The 16694-nt window shown below is 71.7% G+C and carries 15 protein-coding genes; 11 read left to right on the top strand and 4 right to left on the bottom strand.

Annotation, left to right across the window (positions count from 1 at the left end):
* Positions 1–12: 12 nt before the first annotated feature.
* Both AB0J09_RS04595 and AB0J09_RS04590 read left to right on the top strand, forming a co-directional pair.
* Positions 13–1449 (top strand): serine hydrolase domain-containing protein, encoded by a 1437-nt coding sequence (locus AB0J09_RS04595; protein ID WP_360685038.1) that lies wholly within the window; start codon positions 13–15, stop codon positions 1447–1449.
* A gap of 57 nt (positions 1450–1506) precedes the next feature.
* The gene (locus AB0J09_RS04590; RefSeq protein ID WP_360685035.1) at positions 1507–2133 is read left to right on the top strand and encodes a dihydrofolate reductase family protein; all 627 of its coding nucleotides are present in this window, start codon (positions 1507–1509) and stop codon (positions 2131–2133) included.
* 109 nt (positions 2134–2242) lie between these two features.
* Here the strand turns inward: AB0J09_RS04590 and AB0J09_RS04585 are convergent, their stop codons facing one another.
* Both AB0J09_RS04585 and AB0J09_RS04580 read right to left on the bottom strand, forming a co-directional pair.
* A complete protein-coding gene (locus tag AB0J09_RS04585; protein ID WP_360685032.1) occupies positions 2243–3490 on the bottom strand; it encodes a crosslink repair DNA glycosylase YcaQ family protein in 1248 nt (415 codons plus the stop codon).
* Between the two features lie 37 nt (positions 3491–3527).
* Complete coding sequence (locus AB0J09_RS04580; RefSeq protein ID WP_360685029.1) at positions 3528–4910, bottom strand: PLP-dependent aminotransferase family protein; 1383 nt, start codon at positions 4908–4910, stop codon at positions 3528–3530.
* Between the two features lie 171 nt (positions 4911–5081).
* Here AB0J09_RS04580 and AB0J09_RS04575 point away from each other — a divergent pair, with 171 nt between their 5' ends.
* The 3 genes from AB0J09_RS04575 to AB0J09_RS04565 all read left to right on the top strand — a co-directional run bounded on the left by AB0J09_RS04575 (position 5082) and on the right by AB0J09_RS04565 (position 7607).
* Positions 5082–5261 carry a hypothetical protein gene (locus AB0J09_RS04575; RefSeq protein ID WP_360685026.1) on the top strand — a complete coding sequence of 60 codons (180 nt, stop codon included), beginning with the start codon at positions 5082–5084 and terminating at the stop codon, positions 5259–5261.
* 9 nt (positions 5262–5270) lie between these two features.
* Positions 5271–6149 (top strand): NAD(P)-dependent oxidoreductase, encoded by an 879-nt coding sequence (locus AB0J09_RS04570; RefSeq protein ID WP_360685023.1) that lies wholly within the window; start codon positions 5271–5273, stop codon positions 6147–6149.
* Positions 6150–6263: 114 nt separating this feature from the next.
* The gene (locus tag AB0J09_RS04565; protein WP_360685021.1) at positions 6264–7607 is read left to right on the top strand and encodes an AlkA N-terminal domain-containing protein; all 1344 of its coding nucleotides are present in this window, start codon (positions 6264–6266) and stop codon (positions 7605–7607) included.
* 3 nt (positions 7608–7610) lie between these two features.
* On the opposite strand, the gene AB0J09_RS04560 is transcribed toward AB0J09_RS04565, so the two are convergent.
* Positions 7611–8600 carry a helix-turn-helix domain-containing protein gene (locus AB0J09_RS04560; protein ID WP_360685018.1) on the bottom strand — a complete coding sequence of 330 codons (990 nt, stop codon included), beginning with the start codon at positions 8598–8600 and terminating at the stop codon, positions 7611–7613.
* Between the two features lie 121 nt (positions 8601–8721).
* Between AB0J09_RS04560 and AB0J09_RS04555 the strand changes: the two genes are divergently transcribed.
* Positions 8722–9855: a hypothetical protein gene (locus tag AB0J09_RS04555; protein WP_360685015.1), complete on the top strand. Its 1134-nt coding sequence runs from the start codon at positions 8722–8724 to the stop codon at positions 9853–9855.
* Between the two features lie 136 nt (positions 9856–9991).
* On the top strand, positions 9992–10705 hold the full coding sequence (locus AB0J09_RS04550; RefSeq protein ID WP_360685012.1) for an ATP/GTP-binding protein: 714 nt from the start codon (positions 9992–9994) through the stop codon (positions 10703–10705).
* Here AB0J09_RS04550 and AB0J09_RS04545 read toward each other — a convergent pair whose 3' ends face one another.
* The gene (locus tag AB0J09_RS04545) at positions 10706–12055 is read right to left on the bottom strand and encodes an MFS transporter (protein ID WP_360685009.1); all 1350 of its coding nucleotides are present in this window, start codon (positions 12053–12055) and stop codon (positions 10706–10708) included.
* Between the two features lie 165 nt (positions 12056–12220).
* On the opposite strand from AB0J09_RS04545, the gene AB0J09_RS04540 reads away from it, so the two are divergent.
* The 4 genes from AB0J09_RS04540 to AB0J09_RS04525 all read left to right on the top strand — a co-directional run bounded on the left by AB0J09_RS04540 (position 12221) and on the right by AB0J09_RS04525 (position 16606).
* Entirely contained in the window at positions 12221–12898 is a 678-nt protein-coding gene (locus AB0J09_RS04540) for a GntR family transcriptional regulator (RefSeq protein WP_360685006.1), read from the top strand.
* 104 nt (positions 12899–13002) lie between these two features.
* Entirely contained in the window at positions 13003–13905 is a 903-nt protein-coding gene (locus tag AB0J09_RS04535) for a dihydrodipicolinate synthase family protein (protein ID WP_360685003.1), read from the top strand.
* Between the two features lie 5 nt (positions 13906–13910).
* The gene (locus AB0J09_RS04530) at positions 13911–14969 is read left to right on the top strand and encodes a sialidase family protein (RefSeq protein WP_360685000.1); all 1059 of its coding nucleotides are present in this window, start codon (positions 13911–13913) and stop codon (positions 14967–14969) included.
* On the top strand, positions 14966–16606 hold the full coding sequence (locus tag AB0J09_RS04525) for a hypothetical protein (protein ID WP_360684998.1): 1641 nt from the start codon (positions 14966–14968) through the stop codon (positions 16604–16606). Before AB0J09_RS04530 ends, AB0J09_RS04525 begins: the two co-directional genes overlap by 4 nt.
* Positions 16607–16694: the final 88 nt, after the last annotated feature.

Genomic DNA, 16694 nt, shown 5'->3' with positions numbered 1-16694 from the left:
AGGAGAAAGATCATGAACACGAACTGGAACGTCACAGGCGACTGGGAAACGCTGAACTCGACCGGGCGGAGCTTCTACCCCGAGCGCTGGCAGCACCGCTTCGACGAGCTGCGCGCCGCCCACCACGTGCCGGGCGCGACCCTGGCTGTGCTGACCGGCGGGCAGGTCTACGAGCTGGCCAGCGGGGTGCTCCATCGGGGCACCGGTGTGGCGGCGAGCCCCGACTCGGTGTTCCTGTCCGGCTCGATCGCCAAGGTCTACACCGCGACGCTGGTGATGCAGCTGGTCGGGGAGGGGAAACTGGACCTCGACGCGCGGGTGGTGGACGTGCTGCCGGACTTCGCCACCCCTGACGAGGCGGCGACCAGGGTGATCACCGTGCGTCAGTTGCTCAGCCACACCGGCGGGGTCACCAACGACTTCACCTACGACTCGGGCCGCGGAGACGACTGCCTGGCCAAGTACGTGAAGGCCGCCCGGGATGTGGCCCTGGACTGCCCGCCGGGGACGGCGGTCTCTTACGGCAGCCTCGGTTACGTCGTCCTGGGCCGCCTCGTCGAGGTGCTGACCGGCAAGACCTGGGACCAGGCGCTCAAGGACATGATCTTCACCCCGCTCGGGCTGGAGCGCTCGGTGACGTTGCCGGAGGAGGCGCTGCGGTTCCAGGTGGCGATGAGCCACCTGGGCGAGCCGGGCCAGGACCCCGACCCGGCGCCGGTCTGGGACATGATGCCGCGCTCGGCGGGCCCGTACGGCAGGATCATCACCTCATCGGGCGACCTCGTCCGCTTCGTCCGGATGCACCTGGCGGGGGGCCTGGCCCCCGACGGCACACGCGTCGTGACCGCCGACGCGGTGGCGGCCATGCAGCGGCGCGAGGTGGACGTACCGGACAAGTGGACGGTCAGCGCGGACGGCTGGGGCCTGGGCTGGACCCTGTACGACTGGGATGGTCGATCAGGGCCTAGCGTCTTCGGCTACGGCCATGACGGCGCCGCCATCGGGCAGTACGCCTACCTGCGCGTCATTCCCGAAGCAGGCGTGGCCGTGGCGCTGATGACCAACGGGGGCGGGGCCAGGCAGCTGTACGCCGCCCTGTTCCGCGAGCTGCTCGACGAGCTGGCCGGGGTGCGCATGCCGGAGCCGTTCGGCCCGCCGGCCGATCCGCCCGCGGTGGACATGACCCCGTACGTGGGCACGTACAAGCGCGAGGGCGTCGTCATCACCGTCACCCCCGACCGGATCCGGTACGAGTTCGTGGACGGCATGAAGGACCTGTCCCCGCCGCTGGAGGCGGGGCTGACCGCGGTCACGGAGACGGTGTTCGCCGCATCGGGCGCCGGCCCGTCGTTCAGCGAGGACTACATGCCCGTGGTCTTCTCGACCCTGCCCAGCGGAACCCAAGTGTGCTACGTCGGCATGCGCGCCACACCGAAGATCTCCGGCTGAGGTTGTCGATTCCGGCCCGGCTCGTCCCTCGTAGTGAATGAGGGAAGGAGAAACCACATGCGGAAGCTGATGGTGACCACGTTCGTCTCGCTGGACGGCGTCATGCAGGGGCCGGGTGGGCCCGAGGAGGACCGCGACGGCGGGTTCGAGCACGGCGGCTGGACCGTGCCCCACTTCGACCAGCACCTCATGAGGGTGATGACGGCGCTGGTCGGGCGGGGCGACGCGCTGCTGCTCGGGCGCAGGACGTACGAGATCTTCGCCGCCGCCTGGCCCCTGGCCCCCGCCGACGACCCGATCGGGGCGAAGCTGAACAGCATGCCCAAGTACGTCGCCTCGCGGACTCTGGATCGCGTGGCCTGGCAGAACTCGACGCTGCTCGCCGGCGACGCCGCGGAGGCGGTGGCCGAGCTCAAGCGGGGGGAGGGCGGCGAGATCCAGGTCCACGGCAGCGGCAACCTCGTTCAGACGCTCATCGAGCACGACCTGGTCGACGAGTTCCACCTGCTGGTCTTCCCGGTGCTCCTCGGCTCCGGCAAGCGACTCTTCGCCAAGGGCACCATCCCCGCCGGGCTCCGGCTCGTCGACAGCGCGACGTCGGGCTCAGGTGTCATCGAGGCCACGTACGAGCGCCAGGGGAAGGTCGAGTACGGCGCGATGGGCCCGGAGACCGGCAACTGGTGACCGCTTCCCAGGAGCGGGCGAACTCCGGACGAGGCCGCGGCGCGGCGGTCGAGCGCGTCGCGGACCCCCGCGCATAGGGCTCACACCCGCAGCAGCGAAGGCCATGCCCCTAATTGGGGGCGATTGTCGGTAATCCGCGGGATCTTGGGCCAGACCGCCATGGCGCCGAAACGGTGTCAGCGTAGGAGACCTCGCGCGCTCCGGCGAACGCGGCAAGCTCCGCGATCGCCGCGCCGATGGCCTGGACGGACGCCTCGTCGCCCGGGAAGCCCGGCTCGGGGAACACACCCTCGATCTCCAGCACGCCCCGGCGGCGGTCCAGGCGCGGCACGAGGCGGCCGACCAGCCGCTCGCCGTGCAGGATCGGCATGATGTAGTAGCCGTACTGCCGCTTGTGCTTGGGCACGTACATCTCCGTGCGGAACTCGAAGCCCCACAGCCGCACGGTGCGGGCCCGGTCACAGATGAGGTTGTCGAACGGCGACAACAGCGTGGTGCGCGGCTGCCAGTCCTGCTCGAGCAGGCCCAGGGCGTCGCGGTGCACGTACCAGCGCTCCGGCCCGCCCTCGACCTCCGCGGGCACGACGTGGCCCGAGTGCTCCAGCTCCTGCAGGATCTCGGCGAGGCCGGGATAGCGGTCGCGGATGAAGTGGCGCTCGATGTCGGCGGCGCGGGCCACGCCCAGCGCGCGCAGGGCGTGCTCGGCCGCCAGCGACACCGCCTCCCGCCGCGGCAGCGGGGCGGCGGCCGCCCACGTGGGCAGCCAGTGCTCGGCCAGGTCCCACTGGCGTGTGCGGCCCGTCCTCCCCGCGACCATGATCTGGCCCTGGAACCACAGGAAGTCGAGCATCCGCTCGACGCCGCGGCCGTTGGTCCACCCGGTGGACTGCCAGGCCACGCTCACGCGGCCGTCGAACGCCCCGGGCGGCAGCGGCCCCGCCTCGCGTAACCGGTCGAGCACGTGCTGACGCAGCTCGTCGTTGGCCGCCAGCCAGTCGCGGACCCGCTGCGCGTAGGTCGACTCTCCCCGTGGGTAGCCGCGCATCATGACGTGGTGGATCGGATAGTCCTCCGCCAGCACGATGGACGCGGCATGCGCCCAGTATTCGAAGAGCCACCGCTCCTTCCACAGCAGCGCGTCGAGGCCGGCGGGGTCGTAGGCCCCGACCCGGCTCCAGAGCACCAGCAGGTGGCTGCGGGCCACCACGTTGATCGGGTCGAGCTGCAGGCACCGCAACGTGCGCAGCACCTGCCGCAGCCCGTCGACGTCGCCGCCGGGCCGCGGCCCGGCCAGGTGCTGACACGTCACGGCCAGCCGTCGCGCGGTCTCCAGGCTGAGGGCCAGGGGGTTCGGCATGGCCAGCAGTGTAATCGAAAAGGCGTTCGACGATGTCTCACCCGAGCCCGCGGATCAGCGCGTCGAGGGCGGCCGGGTAGGCGTGGGCCGGTGGCGTGGCGTATCCGACGACCAGCGAGGGCGGGTGACGGTCGCTGCGCGCGTACCGGCCGAGCGAATGGGCGTCGACCGAGGCCGCGCGCAACGCCTCCAGGGCGGCCTGCTCCGTAAGGCCCGAGGGGAGTTCGAGCACGGCGTGCAGGCCCGCGTCGATGCCGCGGACGCGGGCGCCCGGCAGACCGGATCGTACGGCCGCGACCAGAGTGTCCCGGCGTCGCCGGTAACCGCGGCGCACGGTTCGCAGGTGGTGGTCGTAGTCGCCCATGTCGATCATGCGCGTGAGTGCCAGCTGGTCCAGGGGGTGGGTCTCGCGGGCCCGGCGTTTGGCCTCTGTCAGGGGCTCCAGCAACAGGGGCGGGCAGGCGATCCAGCCCAGCCGTACGGCGGGGCCGATGGTCTTGCTGGTCGATCCGACGTACACGATGCGGGACGGGCGGCGGGACTGGAGCGCGGCGATCGGATGCCGGTCGTAGCGGAACTCGCCGTCGTAGTCGTCCTCGACGATCCACCCGAGGCTGTCGTCCGCCCACGCCAGCAGCTCGGACCGGCGCTCCGGCGCCATGCTCATCCCCAGCGGGAACTGGTGCGCCGGGGTGCAGACGGCCACCTCGGCGCCCGACGCGCGCAACGCGTCCACGCGCAGGCCCGCGCAGTCGATGGGGATGTCGGCGACGCGCAGGCGGCCGGCGAGCAGGCGGACATGGTCGTCGGTGGCCGGGTCCTCCATCCCCGCGGTGCGCACGCCCAGCTCGGCGAAGACCTCCGCGAGCAGGCCGAGCGCCTGCGTGTAGCCCGAGCACACGATCAGGTTCGCCGGGTCGATCCGGACGCCGCGCGTCCGGCCGAGATACGACGCCAGGGCTGTACGCAGCTCGATGCGCCCCCGCGGGTCGCCGAAGCCGAACACCTCGGTCGGCGCCTCCCTCAGGACGTGCCGCATCGCACGGGCCCACGCCTGGCGGGGGAACGCGTACGCGTCCGGGCGCCCGGGCCGCAGGTCATAACGCGGCGAAGCTCTCAGAGCGACCGCCTCCGCCGTGCCTTCCGCGACTCGGGACTCCGCGGTGCCCTCCGCCACGCGGGTGCCCGAGCCCTGCAGCGCCGTCAGCCAGCCCTCGGCGACCAGCTGCTCGTACGCCTGCGTCACCGTCCCCCGCGAGAGCCCGAGCTGGGAGGCGAGATCCCGGCTCGAGGGCAGGCGCGTCCCTGCCACGAGCCGCCCGCCGCGGATCGCGGTCCGCAGCGCCTCCTCCAGCGCCCTGCGGCGGGAACCCCAGCCGGACAGGTCCAGCGGGAGCTCGGGCCCAAGTGTCTCCGCCATCTAATTGGTCCAATTTCCAGGCCGATAACTGGTCCATAGTAATGGGACGATCGCCACTTAGCCTGGCCGGGTGAGTGTCGATGAACAGGGGCTTTCCCTTGGCCTGAGCCTGCTCATGGCGCTGGCGCGCGGGCCCGCCGGCTGGCCTACCCGCGGGGGATCAGGTCCAGGGTGACCACCGCGTACATGACCGCCTACTTCCCCGGCGGCGGCATCGCGGCGCCGATCTTCAACCGTGGCGGCTGGATCGGCGTCGCGGTCACCGGCGCGGTGCTGTGCGCGATCGGCGCGGCCCTGTGGTTCGCCGACCATACCCCCCGCTCCCGCCAGCGTTCGCGTCTCATAATGTAAGGAACCATCATGCATGTCTTCGTCGCCGGCGCCACGGGCGCCATCGGCCGCTACCTCGTCCCCCAGCTGGTCGAGGCCGGTCACCGCGTCACGGGCACCTCCCGTACCGAATCCGGCCTCGATCGGCTGCGCGCCCAGGGCGCCACCGCCGTGCGGCTGGACGTCTTCGACGCCGACGCGGTCGCCCGCGCGGTGGCCGACGCGTCCCCCGACGCGATCGTTCACCAGCTGACCGCGCTGAACGGCGGCAACCCCGCCGACAACGGCCGCATCCGCAGGATCGGCACCCGCAACCTGGTCGACGCCGCCAAGCTCGCCGGCGTGTCCCGCATCGTCGCCCAGTCCATCGCCTGGGCCTACGCGCCGGGCGACGGCCCGGCCACGGAGGACACGCCCCTGGACGTGACCGCGCCCGCCCCGCGCTCGAGCGTGATCGGCGGCATCCAGGCCCTGGAAGAGGCCGTCACCGAGCTGGACGAGCACGTCGTGCTGCGCTACGGCCTCTTCTACGGACCGGGTACGTGGTACCGGCCCGGTGGCCTCGTGGCGGACGTGCTGCGTAACGGCGGCCCCACCGACGACCCGGCCTCGATCTTCCTCGGCGACCTGGCGGCCAACGACGCGGTCACCTCTTTCGTGCACGTCGAGGACGCGGCAAGCGCCACCGTCGCGGCGCTCCGCTGGCCGCGCGGGACCGTCAACATCGTGGACGACGAGCCCGCGCCTGCCCGCGAGTGGCTGCCCGCGCTGGCCGCCGCCGTCGGGGCTCCCGCCCCCGCACCCACCGGCGGGCGGGCCGATTGGCAGCGCGGCGCCGACAACACCCTCGCCCGCTCTCTTGGGTGGACGCCCCGGCACGCCACCTGGCGCACGGGGTTCACGAGCTAGCCGCCGCGCGCCGGGTCCAGCTCGACGCCACCTCCAGCTGGCTCCAGGCCACCCGTGGATGACCGTGTCCGAATCCGGCCGGTGAACGGGCCGCGGGTGACGTAAACCTAGGGCATGACCACGTACTCCGCCGTCGTCACCACCGGCATCTACTGCCGGCCGGGGTGCGGCGCCAAGCCGCTGGCCCGCAACACGCGCACGTATGAGCACCCGGCCGTCGCCGAGGCCGCCGGGTTCCGCGCGTGCCTGCGCTGCCGGCCCTACCGGGTGGCCGCGCCGATCGCGGCGGGGGCGCCCGAGCTGGTGTGCCGGGCGTGGCAGCTGATCATCGACGGTGTGCTGGACGACGGCACCGAGGCGGGGCTGGCGGCGCGGATGGGCATGTCGCCGCGGCACCTGCGCCGGCTGTTCATCAAGCACCTCGGGGCGACCCCGGACCAGCTCGCCCGTTCGCGGCGGGCGCACTTCGCCCGGCGCCTCCTGGACGACACCGACCTGACGGTGCTGGACGTGACCTTCGCCTCGGGATTCGGGAGCCTGCGGCAGTTCAACAGGACCATGCGGGAGGTGTTCCGTGCATCGCCGACCGACCTGCGCGACCGGCGGCGCCGTGCCGACCGGCTGGTCGCCGACGGCGGGCTGGTGCTGCGGCTGCCGTTCGTGCCCGGTTACGACTGGACGGCCGTGCGGGACTTCCTCGGCGTTCGGGCCGTGCCGGGGGTGGAGGAGGTGGACGGTGACACCTACCGCCGCACGGTCACCGTGGACGGCGCACCGGGGGTGCTGGAGGTGTCGCCGGGCGACGACGGGCACCTGCTGCTCCGCGCTCACCTGCCGTACTGGGAGGGGCTGATCCACGTGGTGGGGCAGGTGGGGCGGATGCTCGGCGTGGACGCCGACCACACGGCTGGGGTGGCGGCGCTGTCGGCCGACCCGGTGCTCGGCCCGCTGGTGCGGGCGCGCCCCGGGCTCGCCGTGCCGGCGGCGTGGGGCGCCCAGGAGGCCGGCGTCCGGGCCGTGCTCGGGCGCGGCAGGACCCCGCGGGAGGCGGCGGACCGGCTGGGGGCGCTCGTGACCAGGCTGGGGGCGAGGGTGCCCGGGCTGCCGGGCGGCCTCACGCACACCTTCCCCAACGCCGCCGCGATCGCCCAGGCCGAGGTCACCGAGGAGGAAGCGGCCTTGATCGGGCTGCTGGCGGCCGACGCCGCCCGCGGGCACGGGGCGCTCGACCACGGCACCAGCCTGGACGCCCTGGCCACTCTGTCCTATGCCGATCACGACCTGCGCCACGACCTGGCCTTCCGGCTCGGGAGCCGCGAGGCGTTCCCGCTGGGCGACGCGTCCCTCCGTGCCGCGCTGGCCGGACTCGGCCTCGACGCCGCCACCTGCCGCGAACGGTGGCGCCCGTGGCGGTCACTTGCGGCGGTGCACCTGATGGCCCACGGCGACACCCTGTGAGTATCAGGAGTCCGTACCCCACCAGCCGCGGCGCGCGGCGAGCAGCCCGGCCTGGAACCGGGTGCGGGCGCTCAGCAGGTCCATCAGCTCGCTGACCCGCCGGTGCACGGTACGCAGGCTCACCCCGAGCTGACGTGCCACGGCCTCGTCCTTGAGCCCGGCCGCCAGCAGCGCGAACAGCTCCGGATCCGGAGCGGAGGAGGGGGAGTCCGCCAGGGGCTTGACCGGCAGTGGCAGCGCCGACCGCCACAGGACCTCGAACAGGGTGACCAGCGCGTCGAGCAGCGTCGAGGAGTGCACAATGACCGCGCTGTCGGCGTAGGCGGACGCGTCGGTGCTCAGCGGCAGGATGGCGGTCTTCCTGTCGGCGATGGCCAGCTTCATCGGCACCTCGGGGCTGACCCTGGCCTGCTCCCCGGCCGCCGCGGACTCCTGGGCGAGGCGCAGCTTGCCGGGGATCTCCAGGGCCGAGGCGTCGTAGATGCCGCGCACCAGCAGGCCGTGCGCGAGGCGCTCCAGCTCGGCGGCGTTCTGCTGGGTGGGGTCCTGGGCGTACGGCGGCCGGTCCAGCACCAGGAGCTCCTCGGTCGCGGTCTGCTGCAGTTGGGTGAAGCGCTGCACCACGGCCGCCTGACCCTGCACGACCTCGACCAGCTCCTCGGGGGCCTGGTTCTCCGTCCGCGGTGTCTCGGCGAGCAGGACGAGCGCGGCCAGCCGTGCCTGAGCCAGCCCCTCCTCGCGGCTGGAGATGAGGGCGGCCACCGCCACGTCGGGCCTGGTCGGCACGTACCGGATCGGACGGCCCGCCATGCGGCTGACCAGACCGAGCGACTCGAGCCTGGAGAAGGCCCGGCGCAGGGCCACCGTGGTACGGCCGGTGCGCGCGGCCAGCTCGGGCAGGGTGGCGCGCGGCCGGCGGAGCAGGTCTCGGTAGAGTCGTTCGTCTTCTGCGTCGACCCCGACCGCCGCGAGCGCGTTGTCGTCCGTATTCATGATCCATCAGTGTGACAGATACCTGTAATGGCACAAACCTGCCGCCATTTGAGCTAGCCCGCGCGCTCCGCTCCCCGATAGGACAGGAGTCCTGTAAGACCGGCCTGTCGGGGAGGCAGTGTTGAAGAAGGCATTCACTATCGGACTCGCGACCGCGTTGGCGGTCCTGTCGGCCGTCACGCCCGCCGTCGCGGAGGACGACCCCGCCGGCGACGGTCTGGCAGGCTTCGGCGGCTGGCGTCAGCCGACCTGCCAGACGGTCACAGGCGACGGGTCGGTGACGTACACGCGGAACGACGGCACGACGATCGCACCCACCAGCCAGGCGCTGCGGCCGATCGTCTACACCACAGGACTCGTCGCCCTCGACCGTCCGAACGAACTGCTCGCCATGTCCAACAACCAGCTGCTGAGCTCGAAGGACGCGGGCTGCACGTGGACGGCGGCCGGTGAGGTGAGCGGCAGGCACATCGAGCTGGCCGCGGCTCGGGACGGCCAGGCCTACGCCTGGGACCTCGACGGCACCATCGCGCTCGCGACATCCGGCGGCGTCACGCCGCTCACCTCACCAGCCGGTGACCTGGTCGGGCTCGGCACGGACAGGAGCAGTGGCGAACACTTGCGCGTGGCAGACGGTTCCGGCCGGCTGTACGACTCGAGGGACGGCGGGCGCACGTGGCAGCCCATCGGCGTGCCCGCCTGGCCGCAGAGCGACCTGCTCATGGTCTACACCGCGGTGTTCGATCCGTACGACCTGGACCACGTGGTGCTGGGCGCGTCGGACACCGGCGCCCGCGTCACCTTCGACGGCGGCCGCACCTGGACCACGTCCACCGGCCTGACCCAGACGGGCAACAAGATCAACGTGTTCAGCGCCGCGATCTCCCCGGCCGCCCCGAACGTCGTGTACGCGATGGGCCTCGACATCGCCGAGTTGGACGCGGGCGCGCCGTCCGGCGGCCGGCACATCTACCGGTCGGACGACGGCGGCCGGAGCTTCACCCGCGTCGTGGACCAGGGCGCCGGGGTCACACTTGTCAACGGTCCGCTGCTTGCCCCGCACCCGACGAACCCGGGCGTGCTCTACTTCGACTTCGGCACGGGGTGGTCCGGCATCGGCACGGACATCTACAGGTACGACTCGCGCCAGAACCGGGTCACCGTCAACCACAACTCCTATGACCGGGTCACCTCCATCGCCTTCAACCCTTCGAACCCGAAGGTGATGTACCTGGGGGTGGCGGAGGAGGTGTGACGAATGTTCTGTTACGGGTGAAGCGACCGGTTCTCGTGGTGCTACGGTGAGTGCCGTTCCCGTTCGAACACTGTCGTGAAGGGGTGGCTTCACTGGGGACGATGGCGTTGCCCGCGCCGGGACGCCGGGCGGTCAGATGAGCCGGCTGGCCGACAACATCGCCCTGCTGAGCGGCCGCCGCTCCGGGCGGCGCTGCTCTGCGCCCTCCACGACCGCTGATGCCGTGCGCACGCCCCTGCGCGAAACCGAACCTGACGCGCTGAACATCGTGATCGTCGGCGGCTTCGGCGTGGGCAAGACGACCATGGTCGGCTCGTTGAGCGAGATCCGGCCGCTCAGCACCGAGGAGGTCATGACCCAGGCGGGCGAGGCCGTCGACGACGCCAGCCGGGTACGGGCCAAGACCACCACGACGGTCGCCTTCGACTTCGGCCGGATCACGGTGACCACCGACAAGGTGGTGTACCTGTTCGGCGCGCCAGGTCAGCAGCGCTTCTGGTACGTGTGGGATCAGCTGTTCGCCGACAGCCTGGGGGCGGTCGTCCTGGTGGACACCCGGCGCCTGCAGGACTCCTGGTACTCCATCGACCGGCTGGAGCACTACCGGACGCCGTTCGTCGTCGCCGTCAACCGCTTCGCCGACGGTCCCTCGCTGGACTCCGTACGCGAGGCGCTCGCGCTCTCGCCCGAGGTCCCGCTCATCGAGTGCGACGCGCGCAAGCGCCCCTCCTGCAAGCACGTGCTCATCACGCTCGTGAAGCACATCGACCGCACCCGGGAGGGCAGGTCACGACGGTTCAGCCCGGCCAGCCCCATGGAGCAGGGGACGGCCGATCACTGGGAGCCCTGATCAGCGCACGGTCTCGCCCGTGGCGCTGAGGTCGCGGCGGAAGGACTCCGGCGCCTTGTACACCGCGAACATCGTGATCAGGGCGCCGATCATGACGTACGCGGCGACCAGCGGCCAGCGGGAGCCGTCCTTGCCGGCCAGCGCCGTGGCGATGAACGGGGTCAGACCGCCCGCGAAGACGGAGGCGATCTCGCGGCCCGCCGCGGCGCCCGTGTAGCGGCGCTCGGCGGGGAACAGCTCGGCGAAGAACGCCGGTTGGATGGCGTTGATGGCGTTGTGCCCGAAGTTGAGGATCAGCACGTACCCGAGCACGATCAGCACCATCGACCCGCTGTGCAGCATGGCGAAGAACGGGAAGGCCATCACGAACACCACGACGGCGCCGAAGAAGTAGATCGGCCGCCGCCCGACGCGGTCGGAGATCGCGGCGAACACGCCGTGGCTGACGAAGGAGAGCACGGCGGCGATGAGGATCGCGTTGTTCAGCTGGGTCTTCTCGAGGCCGAGCGCGCTGGTGCCGTAGGACAGCGCGAACACCGTGAGCAGGAAGTACGGCACGGACTCGGCGAACCGCAGGCCGATGATCAGCAGCAGGTTGCGCCAGTCGTCCACGAAGATCGTGCGGATGGGCCCGCGCTTGGGGCGCTCGGGCTCCGCGGCGGCCGTCTCGCTCTCGTTGTCCGCGGCCACCGCCTTGGTGAAGACGGGGGTCTCGTGCAGGCTGCGCCGCATCCAGAACGTCACGACGAGGACCACGGCCGACAGCAGGAACGGGATCCGCCAGCCCCAGCTCAGCAGTTGATCGTCGGGGAGCGTGTAGACGTACGCGAAGATCCCGGTGATGAGGATCTGTGCGGAGAACCCGCCGGTGTTGGGCCAGGCGCTGAAGAATCCGCGGCGGTTCGGCGGCGCCGACTCCAGCACGATGATCATCGAGCCGCCCCACTCGCCGCCGACCGCGAACCCCTGCAGCAACCGCAGCGCCACCAGCAGGACGGGTGACCAGATCCCGATCGTGCCGAATCCCGGCAGCAGCCCGATGAGGATGGTGCTGAGTCCCATCAGGGTGAGCGTGACCATCAGGGTGGACTTGCGGCCGTGCCGGTCGCCCCGGCTCCCGAAGAACAGCCCGCCCAACGGTCTGGCGAGGAAGCCGACGGCGAAGGTGCCGAAGGCGGAGAGCGTGGCCACGAAGCCGCTGGCGTCGGGGAAGAACACCTTCGGGAACACCACGGCGGCGGCTGTTCCGTAGACGAGGAAGTCGTAGTACTCCAGCGTGTTGCCGAGGAAGCTGGAGGCCGTGACCTTCCAGGTGTAGCGGGCATCTGTCTTCGGAAGGGTCGCGACCATGGCGCCTCCCTTTCTGCTGGCGGCTTTCTGTTTCCGCTGTGGTTCAGTTGTCGCACACTATTACTTGGATGACGGTTAACCGTCAACAGTCATCCGTTAACGTTGACCGTATGCAGTTGTGCGGGATAGTCTCCGGTCGGGCGGAGACTCACGAGAGGAGAGCAGGTGTCGATCACCAATCCGTTGCGCAATCCACCGCTCGGAGATCAGCTGCTCGCCCAGCTTCGCTCGCTCATCGTGCGTGGCGAGCTCAGCGTGGACACGCACCTGGTCGAGGGCCGGATCGCGGAGCAGTTCGGAGTGAGCCGCGGGCCGGTCCGTGACGCGCTTCGCCAGCTGGAGATCGAGGGGCTGGTGGAGACGCGCAAGCGCGGCGTCTTCGTCCGCGGCCTGTCTGACCAGGACCTTCGTGAACTCTACGCGCTCCGTGGCGCACTCGAGGGCCTGGCCATCAAGGAGGCCGTCGCGCGCCTTGACGCCGCCGACTGGACCTCGATCGACGAGGCGGTCGAGCAGATGCGGGCCGCGGCCGACGGCTCCGACGCCGCCAAGTTCGCCGCCGCCGACCTCGACTTCCACAGCGGCTTCTACACGATCGGCGACAACCGCTGGCTCACCGCCACCTGGGCGCTGCACCGGCCGTTGTTCGCAGCGGTGCTGGAGATCACCAACACCGACCGTGACCTGGTGCCCGTCGCCCAGGACCACGCCGACCTCAGGGACATCGTCCGCTCGGGCGACGTCGACGCCGCGCTGGCCGCACTCACCGCCCACCTCGACGGATCCTGCGCCCGGATCCGCGCGACGCTGATCGAGCGGGAGCGCGCCCAGCCCGCCCTCTGACCTGCCCCCTGCTGCCCTGGGTCCGCCCGGGGTCCCGTCCGCCTGCCATCAATGACGTACCGAGGCATCGCCGTGCCTCATCATCGACGAACCGAGGCTTTGCCATGCCACAAAACACCGCCATAGCAGCGAACATCCGGCCCCGCGCCGAGGTCCTCGCCGCCGTCCCGACCCTCTTCGACGAGGCGGGCGAGCTCGACCACGCCGCCACCAAAGCGCACTTCGCGGATCTCGCCCGCCGCGTCGACGGTGTCTTCGTGTGCGGCACCACCGGCGAGTTCCCCGCGCTCGACCGCGCGGAGCGCTGTGCCGTCGCCGAGATCGCGCTGGCCGTGTTCGGCCCCGAGCGGGTCGTGGTGCACGTCGGCGCCGCGGCCACCCGGGAGGCGGTGGCGCTGACCCGCGACGCCGTGGCGCTCGGGGCCCGCAGGCTGGCCACGCTGACGCCGTACTACCTGCCTGCCGACAACGGCGCCGTGCTCAGGCACTTCGCCGCGGTGACGGAGGCGGCGGGTCCCGCCGCCGTCTACGGCTACCTCTTCAGCGAGCGCTCCGGCGTGGTCGTCGAGCCCGCCGACTTCGCTGCGATCGCCGGCGAGACCGGGCTGGCCGGGGCCAAGCTGAGCGGCCTGGCGGGCGAGCGGTTCGCGGAGTATCGCGCGGCACTGCCGGACTCCGCCCGGCTGTGGTCGGGCTCGGACACCAAGCTCGCCGAGGTCGTCCGGGGCGGTGGCGCGGGGGTCGTCTCCGGACTGTCGGCGGCGTTCCCCGAGCCGTTCGCGCTGCTCGCCGACGCCGTGGCGAGCGGGGACGCCGACGCGGAACGGTCCACGCAGGCGCGGGTGGACGAGGTGCTGGCCGCGCTGGGCGGCACCGTGGAGGGAATCAAGCTGGCGCTGAGCCACCTCGGACGCGGTACGGGCGCACTCCGCATGCCCGCCCCCGAGATCGGTCCCGACATGCGGCGGCACATCGCGCAGCTGGCCGAGACGGCCCTGGCGTCCTGAGCGCGATGATGATCCACCGGGAGTTCGTGACCATTGACGATCCCCGCTGGACGCAGTGCCACGCGTCCACGCTCGCGGTGGTGGACGGCACTCCCGTCGTCGCCTGGTTCGCCGGGACCAGGGAGGGCACGCCCGACAACCGCATCCGCATCGCCCGGGGCGGAGAGGTGCGCACCCTGGAAACCGGCAGGGACGTCGCGCACTGGAACCCGGTGCTGGCGCCCGGGCCCGACGGCGCGCTGTGGCTGTTCTGCAAGGCGGGCGAGCGTATCTCCGAGTGGGTCACGCTGGTCACCCGCTCGCACGACGCCGGCGCCACGTGGGAGCCGGTGCGCGAGCTCGTCCCCGGAGACCGGTCCGGCGGCCGGGGCCCGGTCAAGAACCCGCCGCTGCTCGCTCCCGGGGGCCGGCGCTGGCTGGCGCCCGGCTCGACCGAGCGGTGGGGTGAGCCGGCCCGCTGGGACCCGTTCGTGGACGTCTCCGACGACGGGGGGCTGAGCTGGACACGCGCGCCGATCCCCGTCGACCACGACGTGCTGGCCGGTGCCGGGCACATCCAGCCCGCGCTGTGGTGGGGCGCGGATAGCCCCGTCGCGCTGATGCGCAGCACCGAGGGGCGGGCGTTCCGCTCGATCTCCCGCGACGGCGGGCGCACCTGGACGCCCGCCGAGCCCACGGGCCTGCCCAACAACAACAGCGGCCTCACGGCGGTCGCGCTGCCGTCGGGACGGGTGGCCTGCGTGCACAATCCGAGCGCCGAGTCGTGGGGCAGCCGCTGCCCGCTCGTGGTCTCGCTGTCGGACGACGACGGGCTGACCTGGCACGCCGGACCGACCGTGGACGACGGCGTCGTGGCGGTCGATCCGGACGTGCCACGGCTCCTGGAACCCGGCACCGGGCCCGGGTTCGCGCCGGGTGACGCAGGGGTCGTCACCAGTGGCGTCGCCGAGTACAGCTACCCCTCCGCCGTCCTCACCCCCGACCACCTCCTCGTCACCTACACCTGGCAGCGCAGGGGAATCGTCCTCGCCCGGCTGCCCCTCGCCGATCTGGAGCCGCAATGACCAGTACGTACCGCATGCCCGTACCCCGCCAGGAGCGGCCCGCCGAGCCGCGCACCGCGTACCTGATCGCCAGCGGAGACCTGCGCCTGTCGGCGAACGTCGCCGGCTGGGCCGCGCAGGAAGCCCTCGAAAAGGCGGTCACCTCGGCGTTCGCCGACCTCGGCTGGACGGTGGTCCGTGCGCACGAGGCGGACCTCGCCAAGGGCCACGGCTTCATCGACAGCCAGCGGATGGGTCTGGAGGTCTTCAAGACCATCCCGTCCGACGCGCCGCTGATCGTCGCCGAGGCCGTGTGGCAGTACAGCCACCATGTGCTGGCCGGGCTCCGCACCCACCAGGGCCCGATCCTCACCGTGGCCAACTTCGACGGCACGTGGCCGGGGCTGGTCGGCCTGCTCGGGCTCAACGCGGGGCTGACCAAGATGGGCCGCCCGTACTCGACGATCTGGTCGGTCGACTTCACCGACCGCTACTTCCTGGACGGCATCGCGAGCTGGGTGCAGACCGGCTACATCGTGCACGACTCCTCCCATGTCCGCCCGTTGCCGCCGCTGCCGGTCGGCCCCGAGTCCGAGCTGGGCCTCGCGCTGGCCGAGGAACTGCTGCGTGACAAGGCCATCGTCGGCGTGTTCGACGAGGGCTGCATGGGCATGTACAACGCGATCATCGACGACGAGCTGCTCAACCCCCTCGGGATCTTCAAGGAGCGGCTGTCGCAGAGCGCCCTCTACGCCGAGATGCTCAAGGTGCCGGACGTCGAGGCCAAGGCCGCGCGCGAGTGGCTCGACGCCGCGGGGATGCGCTTCTCCACCGGCTCCGACGAGGCCGCCGAGCTCACCGACCGGCAGCTGCACGAGCAGCTCAAGATGTACGTCGCCGCGCTGCGGATCGCCGACGACTTCGGCCTCGACGCCGTCGGGATCCAGTACCAGCAGGGCCTGAAGGACCTCACCCCGGCGTCCGACCTGGCGGAAGGGCTGCTCAACAACGTCGCTCGCCCGCCGGTGACCAGCCGCGACGGCACCCGCGTGCTCTACGAGGGCGCCCCGCTGCCGCACTTCAACGAGGCCGACGAGGGCGTGGCCGTGGACGCGCTGATCACCAACAGGGTGTGGACGGCCATGGGCCTCGACCCCGCGACCACGCTGCACGACGTGCGCTGGGGCGAGCAGTACGGCGACGACTTCGTCTGGGTCTACGAGATCTCCGGCTCGGTGCCGCCGTCCCACCTGAAGGGCGGGTACGCGGGCGCGGTGAGCTGGCGGCAGAACCCGATGTACTTCCCCGCCGGCGGCGGCACGATCAAGGGCGTGAGCAGGCCGGGCGAGATCGTCTGGTCCCGGCTCTACATCGCCGACGCCCGGCTCCAGCTCGACATCGGCCGCGCCTCCGTCGTGGAGCTGCCCGATGAGGAGACCGAGCGGCGGTGGGCGGCGACCAACCCGGAGTGGCCGATCGCGCACGTCGTCCACCACGGGATCGACCGCGACCAGTTCATGGCCCGCCACAAGGCCAACCACGTCCAGGTCGCCTACGCTCCCGACGCCGCCACGGCCGACAAGGCGCTCGTCGCGAAGGCTGCGTTCTTCCACCGCCTCGGCGTGGAGGTGCACGTGTGCGGAGACGTCGACATCTAGGCGCCAGTACGCCTGGCGGCACCTGGCAGTCGAGCGGAGCGGCCTCCGACGCTCCGCTTCGCGGGCCCCGGGGACGAGCCAGACGCCC

It is taken from the genome of Nonomuraea sp. NPDC049784 (assembly GCF_040659615.1).
GTDB lineage: Bacteria > Actinomycetota > Actinomycetes > Streptosporangiales > Streptosporangiaceae > Nonomuraea.
This window is presented reverse-complemented; position numbering and strand designations above follow the sequence as displayed.